The organism is Waltera acetigignens (genome assembly GCF_025567015.1).
Classification (GTDB): domain Bacteria; phylum Bacillota; class Clostridia; order Lachnospirales; family Lachnospiraceae; genus Acetatifactor; species Acetatifactor acetigignens.
This window is the reverse complement of record NZ_JAOQJO010000016.1, coordinates 1-17,620: the sequence shown is the minus strand read 5'-3', so window position 1 is coordinate 17,620 and position 17,620 is coordinate 1. Positions and strand designations below refer to the sequence as shown.

Here is a 17,620-nt window from a genome sequence, read left to right as displayed (position 1 = left end):
TCGGATATTATGGAACGAATTGCAACTGTGACCCGTACAACGAAAGAGACCGATATTGCCATCACCTTAAATCTGGACGGCACCGGAAAAGCGGATCTGTCTACCGGCATCGGATTTTTTGACCATATGCTGGACGGCTTTGCGAGGCACGGCTTTTTTGACCTGGAATGCAAGGTGAAGGGCGATCTGCAGGTGGACGGTCACCACACGGTGGAGGATACCGGCATTGTCTTCGGTGAAGCTATCAAAAAAGCGGTAGGAGACAAGAAGGGCATCAATCGTTACGGCTATTTTATTCTGCCTATGGATGAGGTACTTGCTTTGTGCGCCGTTGACTTAAGCGGCCGGCCTTATCTTAATTTTGAATGTGAATTTACTGTACCGAAGGTAGGTGAACTGGATACGGAGCTGGTAAAGGAATTTTTCTATGCCGTATCCTACAGTGCCGGAATGAACTTACATATCAAAATGTTGTCTCCGGGCAATAATCACCATATGATCGAAGCCATGTTCAAGGCATTTGCCAAGGCGCTGGATCAGGCCGTTTCCTATAATCCGAAGGTAACGGATGTTTTAAGTACCAAAGGAAGTCTGTAAAAAATACGTGCCTGCGGCATAGGCTTTGCAGGTATAGAAAGACGTGAGGATTACTATGATCATCAAGAAATTTGTTCCCTGTATTTATTTATATCATGAGCATGCGGTGCGGAATCTTACGGATACCACCATCGTGGATACGGATCCCGTCCGTCTGGCAGATTATTACTGTGAGCACAATGCGGATGAGCTGATCGTTTTCGATATGTCCGAAGGTGACGCGGAGCATGATGCCGCACTGGATATCATCAAGGAGATTTGTACCAGGGCGGAAGTGGATGTCATCGGTGCCGGCAATGTCAAGCGTATGGAGGACATTAAGAAATTACTTTATGCCGGATGTAAAAAAGCAGTTCTCGACTATGAGAAAGAGAGTAATATTGAGATTACCGAAGAGGTCTCTCTGAAATTCGGTAAGGACAAGATTCTGATCTCATACAACGACCCGTCCGTTCTGGAATTACATAAGGAGAAGATTGAGAAATATATCTCTGCCATGATCCTGATGAACCCTCATCAGATCCGGGAGACTCAGGCCATTCTTTCCCTTCCGTTTTTCGTGCAGATCAATCAGGTGGCATTGAATAAATTGCTGGAGATTTTTGCTTATGAGAATGTCTGTGGTGTCACCGGCAATACGATAAATGACAATGTGAAAGAGATCATAGCCCTGAAGGATCTGTGCCGGGAGAACGATATTCCCATTGAATCCTTCCAGGCTGCCTACAAGTGGGAAGACTTCAAAAAGAACAGTGACGGCATGGTACCCGTTATCGTACAGGATTACCGGACACAGGAAGTTCTGATGATGGCTTATATGAATGAGGAAGCCTATGAGCAGACCCTGAAGCTGGGCAAGATGACCTACTACAGCAGAAGCCGTCAGGAATTATGGCTGAAAGGTCTGACCAGCGGTCATTACCAGTATGTGAAGGAACTGGTGGCGGACTGTGATATGGATACAATCCTTGCGAAGGTATCTCAAGTGGGCGCTGCCTGCCATACCGGAAGCAGAAGCTGCTTCTTCAACGAGATCACGAAAAAGGATTATGAGGAAAGCAACAATCCCTTACAGGTATTCGAGGAAGTCTTCGATGTGATCAAAGACCGCAAGGTCCACCCCAAGGAGGGTTCCTATACCAATTACCTGTTCGACAAGGGCATTGATAAGATTCTCAAGAAACTGGGCGAGGAGGCAACTGAGATTGTGATTGCCGCCAAAAATCCCAACCCCAATGAGGTCAAATATGAGATCAGTGATTTCCTGTATCATATGATGGTCCTGATGGCAGAAAAAGATGTCACCTGGGAAGAGATCACTACAGAGCTTGCGAACCGTTAACCGCTGTTTCCACCCAGGTCTTAAGATAAGTGCCGTAATCTTCGTCAGTGATATAGTGCAGCACCTGATCCATGGAGATCCCGGCAAAGCATTTGCCTTTTTGATCCAGCAATATGATCGTCAATAATAATACTCCGGCCAGAGCAAGGCGGATTTTGAACGTACCGGTATCGGAAGATGCGGCAGGTTCCGAATCGTTTTGCTCTGGCCGTATTTCTGCCTGTCTGCGCATCTGCTGTAAGAGTTCTTCCTTATGTCTGTGATCATGTTTTTCCATGCTCTTTTACATTCCTTTCTGGTATCTGCAATCTTCGCAGTTCATATTTATGTGCCTTTTGGTACTGGCAGAACTTAAGTTTATAAGGTATAATGATAACTATTCAGAGCCATGTAAGCATTTCGTAAATATTCGTCGAATACTTGTATTCGTAAGAATATTTTGGAATGCTTATAGGGCGAGTAAACTTCATGAGCAAAAAGGTAACAATTATGGCTGAACAAAACGGAAAAGAATTAGCATCCAGAATACAAAACAATATTCAAAAAGTCCTGGTCGGAAAAGAGGAAGTGACAGAACTTCTTCTGACGGCCTTAATCGCTGACGGACATGTACTATTAGAGGATGTCCCCGGCACCGGCAAAACGAAGCTGGCCAAGGCACTGGCAAAATCTTTAAATGCCCAGTTTTCCCGGGTGCAGTTTACCCCGGATCTGTTGCCCGGTGACATTACCGGCATCAATGTCTATGACAGACAGAAGAATGAATTCACCCTGCGAAAGGGGCCGGTATTTACCAATATTTTACTGGCAGACGAATTGAACCGTGCCACCCCCAGAACCCAGGCAGGACTGTTGGAATGTATGGAAGAGCGTCAGGTAACCATCGAGGGTGTCTCTTATACACCGGGTGAACCCTTCTTTGTCATTGCCACAGAGAATCCCATCGAAAGTGCCGGCGTATTTCCTCTGCCGGAAGCGCAGTTAGACCGTTTCCTTATAAAACTGTCCATGAACCTTCCCACCAAAGAAGAGGAACTGAGGATTCTGGAATTGTACATGGAGGAAGATCCCCTGAAAAGCCTGACTGCCGTGGTCTCTCTGGAGGAACTTCTGGCTGCCCGGGCAGAGGCTGCGAAGATTTTTGTTCATCCCTGCATCCGGGAATATATGGTACAGATTGCAGAAGCCACCAGACGGGCAGACGGTATTCTGGCAGGCGTCAGTCCCAGAGGAACCCTTGGGCTTTTACGCTGTGTCAAGGCCTATGCTTATCTGCAGGGACGTTCCTATGTGATTCCGGATGACGTTCGTACCTTGGCTGTTCCGGTGCTGGCCCACAGACTGGTATGCAGCTTCGGTTCCGATACCGGCTCCGCAGCAGGCAGAATGGAAAACATCCTTTCCACCGTTCCTGTTCCCACAGAAAGGTTTGAGCCATGATACAACTGCTGGGAATCATTGTCTTTGCCCTGCTTCTGTATCTGGGGCAGAAATATGTATACGCCAAAATATGGCAGCGGGATCTGAAGGTTTCCCTTTCTTTCCGGGAGGATGGCATCTGGGAAGGACAGGAGAGCGAGCTGTCGGAGATCATTGAGAATCGCAAACGGCTGCCCCTTACCATGTTGAAGGTCAAATTCCAGACTGACAGACATCTGGTGTTTGCCGATACCAAAGGCTCCCGGACCACGGATCGCTATTACCGCAATGATATTTTCCAGATCGGGCGTCTGGAGAAGGTCACCAGAGCGCTGCACTTTACCGGCGGAAGAAGAGGTTATTACACCATACAGGAGGCGGATCTTGTCGCATCCGATCTGTTCCTGACAGCACAGTATACGGCTACGACACCCATCGAACACTGCAGTCTCTATGTGTACCCGAAGCCCTTTTCCCATCCGGATTTTAAACGGTCTTTAAAACAGTTAAACGGAGAAGTTCTGACAAAACGACATCTTTTGGAAGACCCTTTCGAATACCGGGGCATTCGGGATTACCAACCACAGGATGACTTAAAAAGCATCAACTGGAAAGCCACGGCCCGTACCGGGGATCTGAAGGTAAACCAGAAAAATTATACCTCCCAGAAATCCGTTCGGATTTTTGTGAACTTAGAGGACACCGGTATTCTGAAAAAAGAGGACTGCGTGGAAGCCTGCCTGCAGATTGCCACGGCACTGTTATTGCTGTTTCTGGAACAGGGGATGCAGGTTGCCCTGTATTGCAACGGTATTGACACAATCAGTGGAGACCCTTGTATTCTGGAAGCCGGCGGCGGAGTCAGACAGCGGAATGTCTGTCTGCAGACGCTTGCAAGAATCGATACGGCTAAACCGGTACAGTCTTTTTCCGAGCTGTTTGCCGCCCGTATGTCCGATGCGTCCAATGCGCTCTATACCTGCTTTGTATCACCCAATGCCTATGAAGACTTTGCAGCATTACTTCTGCAATATCAGGAAAAACACCCGGATATGAAATGGTTTTATCCTTATTCCGAAAGTACACCTCCTGATCCCGGGGAAGCGTTAAAGTCTTTGATCACTTTTATCTCCCTACGGGAAGAAAGCGTCTGAATGTGAAAGAAATTTTGACTGATCTAATGAATCAATTATGTTTTTATCCCCTGGCGCTGACTGCGTCCACGTTGTTGGCCGCGCTGGCTCCCGCGAGCCGTCCGTCCTTGGCTTTGTGGATGCTCGGAGCGCTGCCGGTGTTTTTTCTGTATTACGCCAGAAAACGCTGTAAGCATCTGTCGGTATTGCTCCTTCTGCACGGACTGGTACTGGCATGTTTTTATATCATTCCGGCAGCCAACGGCGTAAACCGTGGTATCCGGCTGTTGGTAGGTGCAGGCTTTGTGATCTATTCCCTCTGGCTGCGTTTTCGGACGGAGGACTTTGCTTCCGATCCGCTGCCTCTGCCGTTAGCCGCCGGAATTGCCTTTTTGTGTCTTTTTCTGCAGCATTATCAGGGAAACAACGTCTGGGATCTCTATTATCGTATGAGTCTGATCCTGGTGTTTTTATTGTATGCTGTCATTTTGTTTTTGCAGTCCTATGAGGATTTCCTTACGGTAAACAGGCTGAGTACCGGCAAGATCCCGTTTCAGGAGATCTTTCGTTCCGGGCTCCACAGCACCGCAGCCTTCGTGCTGTTATCGGGGCTTCTGCTCCTGGCAGTGTCACAGTTTGCCTGGTTAAAGCCCTTGTTGCAGTTACTGCGAAACGGTCTGGCTGCGATTCTTCGTTTCCTGTTCGGACTGCTCCCCATGGATTCCGGGACAGAAGCGGTAGTGGTGGAACAGCAGGCAGGCGGTGGCGATATGCCTCCCATGGAAGCGAAAGATCCTTTTATTTTATGGGTCATTCTGGAATATGTGGCCATGATCGCACTTTTGATCGTCTGCGTATTTCTGCTGTACCGCGGAATTCGAAAGCTGATCACATTTCTCAGGGACAGAATGCAGTTTTCCCTCCCCGGCACTGTTTCTGAACAGCCGGAGAGCATGGACAAGCGGGAACACCTGGAGGCTGCCCCGGAAAATACTGCCGCAAAGCAGAAGCAGAAATGGTTTTCTTTTGCTTTCTTAGATGCCGGCCAGAAGATAAGGCGGATGTATCAGAAAAAAATAAATGCCAGCGGGCTTGCAAAGATGAGCCTGCCATTTTATACTGCTAGAGATGCCGAAAAATCGCTGGATGTGGAAGGAATGGCTGAAATCTATGAAAAAGCCCGTTATTCCGATGTTCCCTGCACAGACGGAGATGTCCGGCAGATGAAAAATTATATGTAAAAATCAATAACCTGAGGTAAATATGAACGAAAAGTTAGCGTTAAATGATGATATTCTGATGAAGATCGAAAAACCGGCCCGCTACATCGGCAACGAAGTCAATGCCGTAGTGAAGGACAGGGACAGCATTGATGTCCGTTTCTGTATGTGCTTCCCGGATGTCTACGAGATCGGTATGTCCCACCTGGGAATCCAGATCCTGTATGGCATGCTCAATTCCTGGGATGATGTCTGGTGTGAGCGTGTGTATTCTCCCTGGGTGGATCTGGATGAAATTATGCGTAAGGAGAACATTCCGCTGTTTGCCCTGGAGAGTCAGGATCCGATAAAAGACTTCGACTTTTTGGGAATCACCATTCAGTACGAAATGTGTTATACGAATATTCTGCAGGTTCTGGATCTGGCGGGGATCCCGTTGCTTGCCACCGAACGTGGAGAGGACTGTCCCATCGTTATCGGCGGCGGTCCCTGCACCTATAATCCTGAGCCCATTGCCGATTTCTTTGATATTTTCTATATCGGAGAAGGCGAGACCCAGTACCGGCCGCTGATCGATCTCTATAAGAAATGCCGGACGGAGAAGACAGGCAGAGAAGAATTCTTACGCCGGGCGGCAAAGCTGCCGGGAATGTATGTGCCCCGGTTCTATGAGACCACTTACCATGAAAATGGCACCATTGCTTCCTTTCGACCTACGGAAGAGGGAATTCCCGCAAGGATCCGCAAAGAGCTGATAACGGATATGACCGACAGCTTTTATCCTATGAAGCCGGTAGTTCCTTATATCAAAGTCACACAGGACAGAGTCGTTCTGGAGATTCAGAGAGGCTGTATCCGCGGCTGTCGTTTCTGTCAGGCAGGACAGCTGTATCGTCCCGTCAGAGAAAGGGATGTGGAAGTTCTGAAAAAGTACGCCATGGAAATGTTGAGAAACACCGGTCATGAGGAGATTTCCTTAAGTTCCTTAAGTTCCAGCGATTACAGCAAGCTGCCGGAGCTGATTGACTTTCTGATCGAAGAGTGTGATAAGAGACATATCAATATCTCTCTGCCGTCTTTACGTATCGATGCCTTTTCTCTGGATGTCATGAGCAAAGTACAGGATGTGAAGAAATCCAGTCTGACCTTTGCTCCGGAAGCCGGCAGCCAGAGACTGCGGGATGTCATCAATAAAGGACTCACTGAAGAAGTGATCTTACAGGGTTCCGCCCTTGCCTTCGAAGGCGGCTGGACCAGAGTCAAACTGTACTTCATGCTGGGACATCCCACGGAAACCGAAGAGGATATCCGGGGAATCGCTGAGCTTTCCAACAAAATTGCGGCCACTTTCTTCGATACGGTGCCGAAGGAGAAACGTGTCAACGGCAGAGTGCAGATTGTTACCAGTACCTCCTTCTTCGTGCCGAAGCCCTTTACGCCATTCCAGTGGGCGCCCCAGTGTACCAAGGAAGAGTTCGTGGAAAAGGCATATCTGACCAGAAAGGCCATTTCCGAGCAGCTGAACCAGAAGAGCATCAAATACAACTGGCACGAAGCGGATGTCAGCGTTCTGGAAGGTGTTCTGGCCAGAGGTGACAGAAAATTGTCCCAGGTGCTTTTATATGTCTATAACAAGGGCTGCTTCTACGATGCCTGGAGTGAGTATTTCCACAACGATGTCTGGATGGAAGCTTTTGAAGCCTGTGGTCTGGACCCGGATTTCTATTCCCACAGAGAACGGCCTCTGGACGAGATCCTGCCCTGGGATTTCCTGGACTGCGGTGTATCCAGAGCTTTTCTGGAGAGAGAATGGCAGAAAGCGAAAAACGAGACGATCTCACCGAACTGCAAACAGGCATGTCAGGGCTGCGGTGCCGCCAGATTCGGCTGCGGTATCTGTGTGGAGCCCAGAGGATGATTGCCACAACAGACATCGGAAGTATAGATTACGGAGTTAAGAAGAAACATTATGAAATTAAGAATCAAGTTTAGAAAATATGGTCCCATTCGTTTTATCGGACATCTGGATGTGATGCGCTTTTTCCAGAAAGCCAACCGCAGAGCGGAGCTGGATGTTGCTTATACCGGGGGCTTCAGCCCGCATCAGATCATGTCCTTTGCCGCACCTTTGGGTGTGGGACTGACCAGCAACGGAGAATATATGGACCTGGAAGTGCATTCCCTGACCTCCTGTGAGGATGTAAAGCAGCGGTTGAATGCCGCTTCCGTACCGGGAATCGAGATCACTTCGGTGAAAATTCTGCCGGACAAGGCCGGCAATGCCATGGCCAGCGTTGCTGCCGCCGGATATACGGTAGCTTTCCGGGAGGGCAGAGGGCCTCATTTTGATCTGGGCTCCGCGGTGGATCGTTTTCTTGCAAAAGATGAGATCCTCATTACCAAAGAGACAAAAAAGGGAAGCCGGGAGATCAATTTAAAAGAAGGTATCTATGAGATGAAGGTGGTGGAGTCCGAAAAGCTTTATCTGCTGGTGGATGCCTCCAGTGCCGGAAATATCAAACCCATTCAGGTCATTGAAGCATTATTTTCCGAAAATGGTGAGACCCTGCAGGAAAATGCCCTTCTGGTCAACAGAGAAGAGACCTATCTGAGAAACGAAACAGACGCCCTTCTCCCCCTGGATGCCATAGGTTTCGACAGTGAGGAAGCTTACAGGGCAGCTTCCGGTGACACGGAATGAGCCGCAGTCTCACCGGCGGACGACCGGCCAGAGAAAAAGAAGTAAATCAGATCCGTAAATCCACGGATTGCACGGAGGGAAAACTGATCTTCACCTGTCTGCGGGAACGCAGGGCAGCTCTGCTTGTCAATGCCCGGGGCGTGGCTGCTATACGCGTACTGCGGTCAGATGCCAGTAAGATCGGTGGCATCTATCTGGGGAAAATACAGAATGTGGCAAAAAATATTGATGCCTGCTTCGTGGAGATCCTGCCCGGAGAATTGTGCTTTCTACCCCTGCGGGAAGCAGGTGCGGCGTATCTGACCAATCGTAAGGCAGACGGTACCTTGAAAGCTGGAGACGAGCTGGTAGTCATGGTCACCAGAGATGCCCAGAAGACAAAGCGTGCCTCCGCCACTGCGGATCCTGCCCGGATGAAGCAGCTGCTTTGTAAAAACGGGAGCACCCCTGAGAACGCTTCTGAAGCCCTTCAGAGCCTTTTGGAACAGGCAGACCATAAAGTGTACTTCACCTGCCTTTTGAAGCCTTCTGAGGCCGTTTACGAGGTTCTGGAGCAGATGGCGGATCCTTCGGAATATTCTGAGATCCTTACCGATGATCCTCAGATCTATCGTCAGCTGTCGGAAGGAGATCACCCTTTGTTAAAACAAAAGTCCATTCGGTTCTACGATGATCCAGCGATCTCTTTACGCCTGCTGTATTCTCTGGAGCGCGGCATGGAGGAAGCACTGGATACGAGAGTCTGGTTAAAATGCGGAGGGTATCTCGTCATCGAGCCTACGGAGGCCATGACGGTGATCGATGTCAATTCCGGTAAAAACGAAGCGAAAAAAGCAGGAGAGGACACCTATTATCAGGTAAACCTGGAGGCTGCCGAAGAAGTAGCCAGACAGCTGCGCCTGCGGAATCTGTCCGGTATCATCATTGTGGACTTCATCAATATGGCGGAAAAGGAACGGCAGAAGGAGTTACTGGAGACATTAAAGAATCTGACCGCAGGGGATCCCCAGCATCCCCGCATCGTGGATATGACGCCTTTAGGATTGGTGGAGATCACCCGCAAAAAATCTCATCCCACGCTAGCAGAACAATTCAAGAGATAATAAAATTAAACAAAAGAGGTATCAGACTTTTTTTCTGATACCTCTTACTGTTTTTGTTCGGTTTCTTTTGCATCCGGCACATATACCATGATGTCCTCGATCCGGCAGTCCAGGATCGTACAGAGCCGGTTTAAAATCATTGTTTTTACTACCATATTGCTGCGCAGGCGTTGCAGCTGCGCTTTATCAATTCCATAATCTTTGATCAGAGAATACTGGCTGATCCCCCTTTTTTTCAAGGTATCCCATAACGGATCATACTTTATCATGACAAACCTCTATCTATAAAATCTTTGCATCCCTCTCTTGTATTTTAAAATCCCATGGAAAAAATGTTCTCCGGAAAAAGAATGCATCATGAAAAACTATTTATAGACTCTGTCATTCACCAGTCAACCGTTTTGTTGGCTGGTTTTTTGTTATATTTCACAATTCTCGGAAACTCTTTTTGGCAAAAACGTTTCTTGAATCTTTTTTTCAAAAATGCTACCCTGTTTTTATAGGAAACCACAATTTACTTTTCAGTTTCCATACTGCAATTACAATCTTACCGAACGGAGGAATAGAAGCGATGAATACCACAGAAGGTCTGCAAAAAAATATTCTCGACGCCACCCTGCGTGTCTTCGATCAAAAAGGGCTGAAATTCACAATGGATGATCTGGCGAAGGAACTCTCGATCAGCAAGAAAACCATCTATACCGTGTACGATGATAAAGAAGCACTATTTCTTGCCATGGTAGATTATATCTTTGACTCCATCAAGGAAAGCGAGCAGATGATCCTGACCGATCCTTCCCTCAGTGTAGTGGAAAAACTGCACCGCATCCTGGGAGTGCTGCCGGAAGGTTATCAGAATATCGATCTTCGAAAATTATATTCCCTCCGGGACAAATACCCGAAGATCTACCAGAAGGTAGAACTCAGACTTTCCACTGGCTGGGAGCCTACAATCCAGCTGATCGAGATGGGCATGGCTGAGGGCAGCATCCGCCCGGTTCCCATCTGTCTGGTGAAAATGATGTTAGAAGCTTCCATTGAGCAGTTCTTCCAGAGAGATATTCTCTCTCGAAATCAGCTGACTTATGCAGATGCCCTGAAGGAAGTTGTGGAAATCCTCATGTATGGCATCGTACAGAGATCAGAATGAGGCAATGGAATAATCCAGAATTAATCCATAATATCCCAAAGAAAGAGGAACGAACCATGAATCAGAAGATCTATTTAAGCGAAGACTGGCTTTTTAACGAGAACTTTCAGGAGGGGATGACTGCAACAGAATACCCGGAAGAGACCCTGCAGCCCGTCCGAATTCCTCATACCTGTAAGGAGACCCCGTTTCACTATTTTGACGAATCTCTCTACCAGATGGTCAGCGGCTACAGACGCCATCTGCATATTCCGACCGAATGGCAGGGCAAGCGGATCCTGCTCACCTTCGAAGGGGCCGGTCATGACAGTACCGTCTATCTCAACGGCAGTAAGGTGGGAGAGCACCATTGCGGCTACACCGCCTTTACTGTAGATCTGTCGGCATATGCGAACTACGGACAGGACAATGTGCTGTGTGTCCGGCTGGACAGCAGAGAAGACTTAAATGTGCCTCCCTTCGGTTACGTGATCGATTATATGACCTACGGCGGCATCTACCGGGATGTATATCTCGAAGTAAAAGACCAGATTGCCCTTGAGGATATTTTCGTACACACGCTGATCACACCGGATGAGGCTCAGGTAACTTCTGAAATCACTTTTTATGAAGTTGCAAAAGACCTTAATGTCAGACAATATTATATGTTAAAGAGCGATGCTGTAATGTCGGGTGTGGTATCAGATGTAACATCAGATAATGGCTGGCAGTTTCTCTGCGAACAGAATGTCCCCACAGGCACTACGGCTGAGACCACGTTTCGTATTCAGGGAACGATTCCACATCCTTTTTTGTGGGATACCGAACACCCTCATCTTTATCTGTTAAAGACCCAGCTCTGGCAGGGAGAACAGCTTCTGGACGAAGCAGAGGTCACCTTCGGTATCAGGGATGCAGTTTTTAAAAAAGACGGCTTTTACCTCAATGGCAAAAAACTGCGGATCCGGGGTCTGAACCGCCATCAGAGTTATCCTTATGTAGGCTATGCCATGCCGGAGAGCATGCAGAAGCTGGATGCGGATCTGTTAAAAAAAGAGCTGGGGCTGAATGCCGTGCGGACTTCCCATTATCCCCAGAGTCATTATTTTCTGGAGCGGTGCGACGAACTGGGACTTCTGGTCTTCACAGAGTTTCCCGGCTGGCAGCATATTGGAGATGACACCTGGAAAGCACAGGCGGTGGTCAATGCAGAGGACATGATCCGTCAGTACCGCAATCATCCTTCGATTATTTTGTGGGGTGTACGGATCAATGAATCCCCGGATGATGATCCGTTTTACGAAAAGACCAATGCCGTGGCACATAAGCTGGATCCCATGAGACCTACCGGCGGTGTCCGGGCTATTAAGAAAAGTCATCTGTTGGAGGACGTCTATACTTATAACGATTTTCTGCACGACGGCGAGACTCCCGGCTGTGACCCAAAGAAAAAGGTCACTTCCGATACCGACAAGCCTTACCTGATCAGCGAATACAACGGACACATGTATCCCACAAAAGCCTTCGATAATGAGGAACGCCGCAGTGAACATGCGATCCGCCATGCCAACGTACTGGATGCCGTAGCGGAGCAGGAGGATATCGCCGGAAGCTTCGGCTGGTGTATGTTCGACTACAATACCCATAAGGACTTCGGAAGCGGTGACCGGATCTGTTATCACGGTGTCATGGATATGTTCCGTAATCCGAAGCTCGCAGCTTCCGTTTATGCCTGTGAACAGGATGAGATCCCCGTGCTTCAGATCACCTCCTCCATGGATATCGGAGAGCATCCCGGCTGCAACCGCGGAAACCTGTATATTTTGTCCAATGCCGACAGTGTGAGAATGTATAAAAACGACCGTTTTATCAAGGAATACCGGCCAGAAATGTCCCCTTATAAGCATTTAAAGCACGGTCCCATTCTCATCGATGACTTTATCGGTGATACTTTGGAGAAGAACGAACGGTTCCGTCCGAAACATGCGAAAGAAATGGCGGATGCCATGAATATCGTGGCCAGAGGCAGTCTGAACCATATTCCGAAGAGATTGTATCCTACCGCCTTAAAGTTGGCACTGCTGTATCATATTGATTTTGCGGAGGTGACCAGGCTGTATACGAAGTACATCGGTGACTGGGGCGGTACGGCTACCGTATACCGTTTTGACGCTATCAAAGACGGCAAAGTCGTAAAATCCGTCACCAAAGAGCCGGTTCGGGAAATCCGGCTGGAAGCAGAAGCGGATCATACCATTCTGACGGAACAGCACAGCTATGATGTGGCACTTGTGCGGATCCGTGCAGTGGATGATCATGGAAATGTGCTTCCCTTTTATCAGGAGCCGGTTCGTCTGATCGCGGAAGGTGACATCTCCATCATCGGACCTGACACCATTGCTTTACAGGGAGGCATGGGCGGAACTTATGTTAAGAGTACGGGAAGATCTGGTCAGGGAGCTTTGCTGTTGCAGTCACAGACGGCAGGGGAAGTACGGATACCTTTTCAGATTAAAATTTAATGATTTAATGGTTTCATTTGAGAGTTAGATTTCAAAGGATTTCATAAGAAAGGATCAGGGTTACATTATGAGTTTAAGTGGAAAAGAAAAGTTTTCTTATGGACTGGGTGCGGTCGGCAAGGATATGGTGTATATGCTGTCCGCCAGCTATATTTTGTATTATTATCAGGATATTTTAGGCGTGAACGCTGTAGCCATGGGTATCATTCTGCTGGTTGCAAGAGTGTTCGATGCATTTAACGATCCCTTCATGGGCATCATCGTGGCAAAGACCAGGACCAGGTGGGGGAAATTCCGCCCCTGGCTGATGATCGGCACAGTGACCAATGCCATTGTTCTGTATCTGATGTTCTCGGCACCGCCTGCACTGGATGGCAATGGACTGGTAGCTTATGCGGCAGTCACTTACATTCTCTGGGGTGTGACCTATACCATGATGGATATTCCCTTCTGGTCCATGATACCGGCATTTACTCACAGCGGAAAAGAACGTGAAGGATTGTCTACGCTGGGACGTTCCTGTGCCGGTGTCGGCTCTGCCATCATCACCGTGATCACCATGCTTTGTGTCAATGCCCTGAGCGGAGGAGAAGAGAGGGTAGGATTTTCCCGGTTCACCCTGATCATTGCCGTGCTGTTCGTGATATTTATCGCCGTTACCTGCATTAATATCAAAGAAAAATCTACAGTAGATGTGGATGCTCCTTCCATCGGGCAGATGTTCAAGGCGTTAATTCAGAACGATCAGGCTATGGCAGTGGTAATTACCATTGTACTGATCAACTGCGCGGTCTATACCACCTCCAATCTGGTAATTTATTTCTTCAAATACGATTTTGGCGGAGATACCTGGTATAATTCCTATACCCTGTTCAACACCTTCGGTGGAGCGGTACAGATTCTCGCCATGATGCTTCTGTTCCCGTTATTTCGTAAGTTTATGAGTACCATCCGTATTTTCTATGTCAGCTTCCTGATGGCAATCGCGGGATATGCCGTATTGCTGCTTTTGTGCTTTACAAATATGAGTAATGTATTTTTACTGTTTATTCCAGGCTTCCTGATCTTTGCCGCCAATGGTATGCTGACAGTACTGACTACCGTATTTTTGGCCAATACCGTAGATTACGGTCAATGGAAAAATCATCGCAGAGACGAGAGTGTCATTTTCTCCATGCAGACCTTCGTGGTAAAACTGGCTTCCGGTGTTGCTGCGTTAGTGGCTTCTCTGTGCCTGAACCTCTGTAACTTAAGCTCAGATACCAGCGATGCAGTGTCAACTGCAGGAGCTTCCGGAAGCTCTGTGGTGGGACTTCGTATGACAATGACACTGTTCCCGATTCTGCTCCTTGTCATCGGTGTCATTTTCTTTCATAAAAAATATAAACTGACCGAGGAGCGGTTAAAAGAAATTCAGGAGGTTTAAAGCATGATTCAGACGGTAAAAGATTCCGATACAAGACCATGGTTCTTTTTACAGACAGCCCACACAACCTACGGAATGCGTGTCATGGAGACCGGACATTTAGAACATCTGTATTACGGAGAACGGATCACTGTAGATGCACAGGATTCCGCCTCCTGCGTGCCTCTTATCATACAGAGAGCTTTCACTCCGGGAAACACATGTACCTACGACAGGGAACATCCGCAGATCTCCATGGAAGATATCTGCCTGGAGGTTGGTACGTTGGGAAAGGGAGATATTAGAGAACCTTTTCTGGAAGTAAGATTTGCTGACGGAAGTGTCACCTCTGACTTTACTTTTGATTCCTATAAAGTTATTACTTTAAAGGAAAGAGAACAGTGCCTGCAGGATTCCGGACTCCCTCACAGTTATTCTGAAACGGAAACGGATTCCGCGGAATGCCTTCAGATTGTTTTGCAGGATGTTACGAATCGTTTGGAGTTGCAGCTGTTTTATACCGTATTCGAAGAATGTGATGTCATTACCAGGAGTGCACGGCTGATCAACCATAGTGACGCAACTGTCACATTGGATCGATGTCTCAGTGCACAGTTAGATCTGACAGAGGATTATTCCGTGATCACTCATTTCAGCGGTGCCTGGGCAAGAGAGATGCACAGAGAACAGATTTCCTTACGTTCCGGCAAATTTGTAAATGCCTCTTATACAGGAACCTCTTCGAACCGCTCGAATCCTTTTATGATCCTGGGTCATAAGAACACCTGTGAGACTTTTGGCTCCTGTATCGGTTGCAATCTGATCTACAGTGGAAATCATTATGAAGCCCTTGAGAAAGACTCTTATGGGAAATTACGTTTTGTAAGCGGTATAAATCCCAGAAGCTTTTCCTGGGAACTGACTTTGGAAGCGCACTTTGATACACCGGAGGCTGTTTTAAGCTATTCTTCGAAGGGGTATGGCGGACTCAGCCGACAGTTACATTCCTTTATCAGAGAGCATATTGTGCGGGGTGCCTGGAAGAAAAGCCCCCGTCCGGTTCTGTTAAACAGTTGGGAAGCCTGTTATTTTAAGATTGATGAGAGAAAGCTGATGCAGCTTGCAAAAGCAGGCGCAGATGTCGGCATCGAACTGTTCGTCATGGATGACGGATGGTTTTCCGGCCGGAATGACGATACTTCCTCCCTGGGAGACTGGGAACCGGATCCGAAGAAGCTGCCCGGAGGAATTGCTTCCCTCAGTAAAAAAATCAAAGCCCTTGGGGTGGATTTCGGTCTCTGGGTAGAGCCGGAGATGATCAGTGAGAACAGCCGTCTCTATCAAGAACATCCCGACTGGGCAATGACGATTCCGGGACATCCCCACTCTGAGGGGCGCAATCAGCGCCTTTTGGATCTGTGCAATCCCGAAGTACAGCAATATGTAATAGATTCCATGACGAAGGTATTTTCCTCCGGAGACATCCGTTATGTGAAGTGGGATATGAACCGTATTTTCAGTGATATTTATTCCCCTTATCTGCCGGCTGTGAAACAGGGAGAGACGGCACATCGTTATGTACTGGGACTGTATCACATTATGGATGAACTGACCGCACGTTTCCCTGAGATTCTGTTTGAAGGCTGCAGTGCAGGTGGAAATCGTTTTGATCTGGGAATATTAAGTTATTTCCCGCAGATCTGGGCGAGCGATAATACTGACGCACTGTGCCGTACCGGCATTCAGAACAGTTACAGCTATGGATATCCCTTATCGGTATTTACAGCACATGTGTCATCCTGTCCAAATCATCAGACCTTAAGGATCACGCCCCTTGAGACCCGTTTTCAGGTGGCTTCCTTCGGTGTCTTAGGATATGAATGTAATTTAAAGGATCTGTCCGGAAGTGACCTCAACGCAATCCGGGAGCAGATTGCACTTTATAAAAAATGGCGGGATGTTTTCCAGTTTGGAACCTTTTACCGTGGAACAGAAAACGAAGCTTCTGACTCGGAAACCTTATCCTGGACCTGCGTGTCCCCGGATGGCAGAAGAGCAGTGGGGCTGTTCTTCCGGCGCCTGGCAGTTCCGAACCAATCCCATGACTGGTATCGCCCGGTGGGATTACTTCCGGATGTGAAATATCATTTCTACGGCAGGAATATCAAATACAATCTGAAAGACTTCGGAGACCTTGTGAACACCGTTTCTCCGGTTCATATCAAGCAGGGATCTGCATTGCAGGAGATTCTTTCGCGATTCGTGAATATGGATGGCGAAAAAGAAGACCTGACTGCTTACGGAGATACCCTGATGCGTGCGGGTATTGCCCTGAAACCCGCTTTCGCCGGTACCGGATATAATTCCGACACCCGACTGTTCCCGGATTTTTCCTCCCGAATTTACTTTATGGAAGCAGTGGAATAAAATAATAATGCTTTTTTTATGTACCGACCACTTTCGTTAGACCTGAAAACTAACGAGGGCGGTCGGTATTGTAATAATCAGAGAGAGATGATATTGTATATTATATAGATAGCTTAACAAATCGGAAGTTATAAGAAGTGGAAAAGGAGGACAAGTTAATGATAAAAAAAATAGCCATTGTACCCTATGTAACTAATGGGAGAAATTCACAGGTTGGACATGATGGACATTTTAATATTTTTAAAAAAAAGAGAAGTACTGTATTAAAAGAAAATTTACAGTCTGTAATTAAAGCAAAAAATTGGGAAGCGGAAGTAATTGTTGATGTCAATCACGGAGATTTACAATCGCTGAAACGAGAAGGAGTAAACTTGTTTTTAATTCCAGAAGATATTGCTAGGTATATAGACTACAGCAGTGTTAGTAAAGATGAGTGTTTCAAATTAACACATGATGAATATGAAAGAGGAAATATAGATAGAGTAGTGAAATACATAGAAGAAAATTGAAACATAATCTCTTAGAGGAGCTTATCAAATTCTTTAGGCTACAATCAATAGCGGCGTAAACGAAAAAGCAGTCTTACGTTATAGAAAACTGCCCTTTCGTTTGCGCTGCGTTT

15 protein-coding genes are annotated in these 17,620 nt (G+C 47.4%); 13 read left to right on the top strand and 2 right to left on the bottom strand.

The window, feature by feature from the left end:
- Window positions 1-9: 9 nt before the first annotated feature.
- Together hisB and hisIE are read left to right on the top strand one after the other, a co-directional pair.
- A complete protein-coding gene (gene hisB, locus OCV96_RS14445) occupies window positions 10-597 on the top strand; it encodes an imidazoleglycerol-phosphate dehydratase HisB (protein ID WP_022313519.1) in 588 nt (195 codons plus the stop codon).
- A 55-nt stretch (window positions 598-652) separates the two neighbouring features.
- Window positions 653-1,939 (top strand): bifunctional phosphoribosyl-AMP cyclohydrolase/phosphoribosyl-ATP diphosphatase HisIE, encoded by a 1,287-nt coding sequence (gene hisIE, locus OCV96_RS14440; RefSeq protein WP_262594778.1) that lies wholly within the window; start codon window positions 653-655, stop codon window positions 1,937-1,939.
- Here the strand turns inward: hisIE and OCV96_RS14435 are convergent.
- On the bottom strand, window positions 1,917-2,216 hold the full coding sequence (locus OCV96_RS14435) for a hypothetical protein (RefSeq protein ID WP_262594777.1): 300 nt from the start codon (window positions 2,214-2,216) through the stop codon (window positions 1,917-1,919). The genes hisIE and OCV96_RS14435 overlap by 23 nt on opposite strands.
- Window positions 2,217-2,428: 212 nt before the next feature.
- Between OCV96_RS14435 and OCV96_RS14430 the strand changes: the two genes are divergently transcribed.
- From OCV96_RS14430 to OCV96_RS14405, 6 genes are read left to right on the top strand one after another with little or no spacing between them, the layout of a single operon-like run.
- A complete protein-coding gene (locus tag OCV96_RS14430; protein ID WP_262594776.1) occupies window positions 2,429-3,379 on the top strand; it encodes an AAA family ATPase in 951 nt (316 codons plus the stop codon).
- On the top strand, window positions 3,376-4,512 hold the full coding sequence (locus OCV96_RS14425; protein WP_022313523.1) for a DUF58 domain-containing protein: 1,137 nt from the start codon (window positions 3,376-3,378) through the stop codon (window positions 4,510-4,512). The genes OCV96_RS14430 and OCV96_RS14425 overlap by 4 nt, the downstream gene beginning before the upstream one ends.
- A 26-nt stretch (window positions 4,513-4,538) precedes the next feature.
- Window positions 4,539-5,732 carry a hypothetical protein gene (locus tag OCV96_RS14420; RefSeq protein WP_262594775.1) on the top strand — a complete coding sequence of 398 codons (1,194 nt, stop codon included), beginning with the start codon at window positions 4,539-4,541 and terminating at the stop codon, window positions 5,730-5,732.
- Window positions 5,733-5,754: 22 nt separating this feature from the next.
- Entirely contained in the window at window positions 5,755-7,629 is a 1,875-nt protein-coding gene (locus tag OCV96_RS14415; protein ID WP_262594774.1) for a TIGR03960 family B12-binding radical SAM protein, read from the top strand.
- A gap of 51 nt (window positions 7,630-7,680) precedes the next feature.
- Entirely contained in the window at window positions 7,681-8,412 is a 732-nt protein-coding gene (locus OCV96_RS14410) for a TIGR03936 family radical SAM-associated protein (protein WP_262594773.1), read from the top strand.
- Window positions 8,409-9,515, top strand: a complete 1,107-nt coding sequence (locus OCV96_RS14405) for a ribonuclease E/G (protein ID WP_227064446.1) — start codon at window positions 8,409-8,411, stop codon at window positions 9,513-9,515. The genes OCV96_RS14410 and OCV96_RS14405 overlap by 4 nt, the downstream gene beginning before the upstream one ends.
- A gap of 44 nt (window positions 9,516-9,559) precedes the next feature.
- Here OCV96_RS14405 and OCV96_RS14400 read toward each other — a convergent pair whose 3' ends face one another.
- Window positions 9,560-9,784, bottom strand: a complete 225-nt coding sequence (locus OCV96_RS14400) for a helix-turn-helix domain-containing protein (protein ID WP_119623712.1) — start codon at window positions 9,782-9,784, stop codon at window positions 9,560-9,562.
- A 302-nt stretch (window positions 9,785-10,086) separates the two neighbouring features.
- On the opposite strand from OCV96_RS14400, the gene OCV96_RS14395 reads away from it, so the two are divergent.
- The 5 genes from OCV96_RS14395 (at window position 10,087) to OCV96_RS14375 (ending at window position 17,507) form a co-directional block, all read left to right on the top strand.
- Window positions 10,087-10,665 (top strand): TetR/AcrR family transcriptional regulator, encoded by a 579-nt coding sequence (locus OCV96_RS14395; protein ID WP_227733584.1) that lies wholly within the window; start codon window positions 10,087-10,089, stop codon window positions 10,663-10,665.
- 56 nt (window positions 10,666-10,721) lie between these two features.
- The gene (locus OCV96_RS14390; RefSeq protein WP_227733585.1) at window positions 10,722-13,166 is read left to right on the top strand and encodes a glycoside hydrolase family 2 protein; all 2,445 of its coding nucleotides are present in this window, start codon (window positions 10,722-10,724) and stop codon (window positions 13,164-13,166) included.
- A 67-nt stretch (window positions 13,167-13,233) separates the two neighbouring features.
- The gene (locus tag OCV96_RS14385; protein ID WP_227733586.1) at window positions 13,234-14,592 is read left to right on the top strand and encodes a glycoside-pentoside-hexuronide (GPH):cation symporter; all 1,359 of its coding nucleotides are present in this window, start codon (window positions 13,234-13,236) and stop codon (window positions 14,590-14,592) included.
- Window positions 14,593-14,595: 3 nt separating this feature from the next.
- On the top strand, window positions 14,596-16,998 hold the full coding sequence (locus tag OCV96_RS14380) for an alpha-galactosidase (protein ID WP_227733587.1): 2,403 nt from the start codon (window positions 14,596-14,598) through the stop codon (window positions 16,996-16,998).
- Window positions 16,999-17,156: 158 nt separating this feature from the next.
- On the top strand, window positions 17,157-17,507 hold the full coding sequence (locus OCV96_RS14375; RefSeq protein ID WP_227733588.1) for a hypothetical protein: 351 nt from the start codon (window positions 17,157-17,159) through the stop codon (window positions 17,505-17,507).
- Window positions 17,508-17,620: the final 113 nt, after the last annotated feature.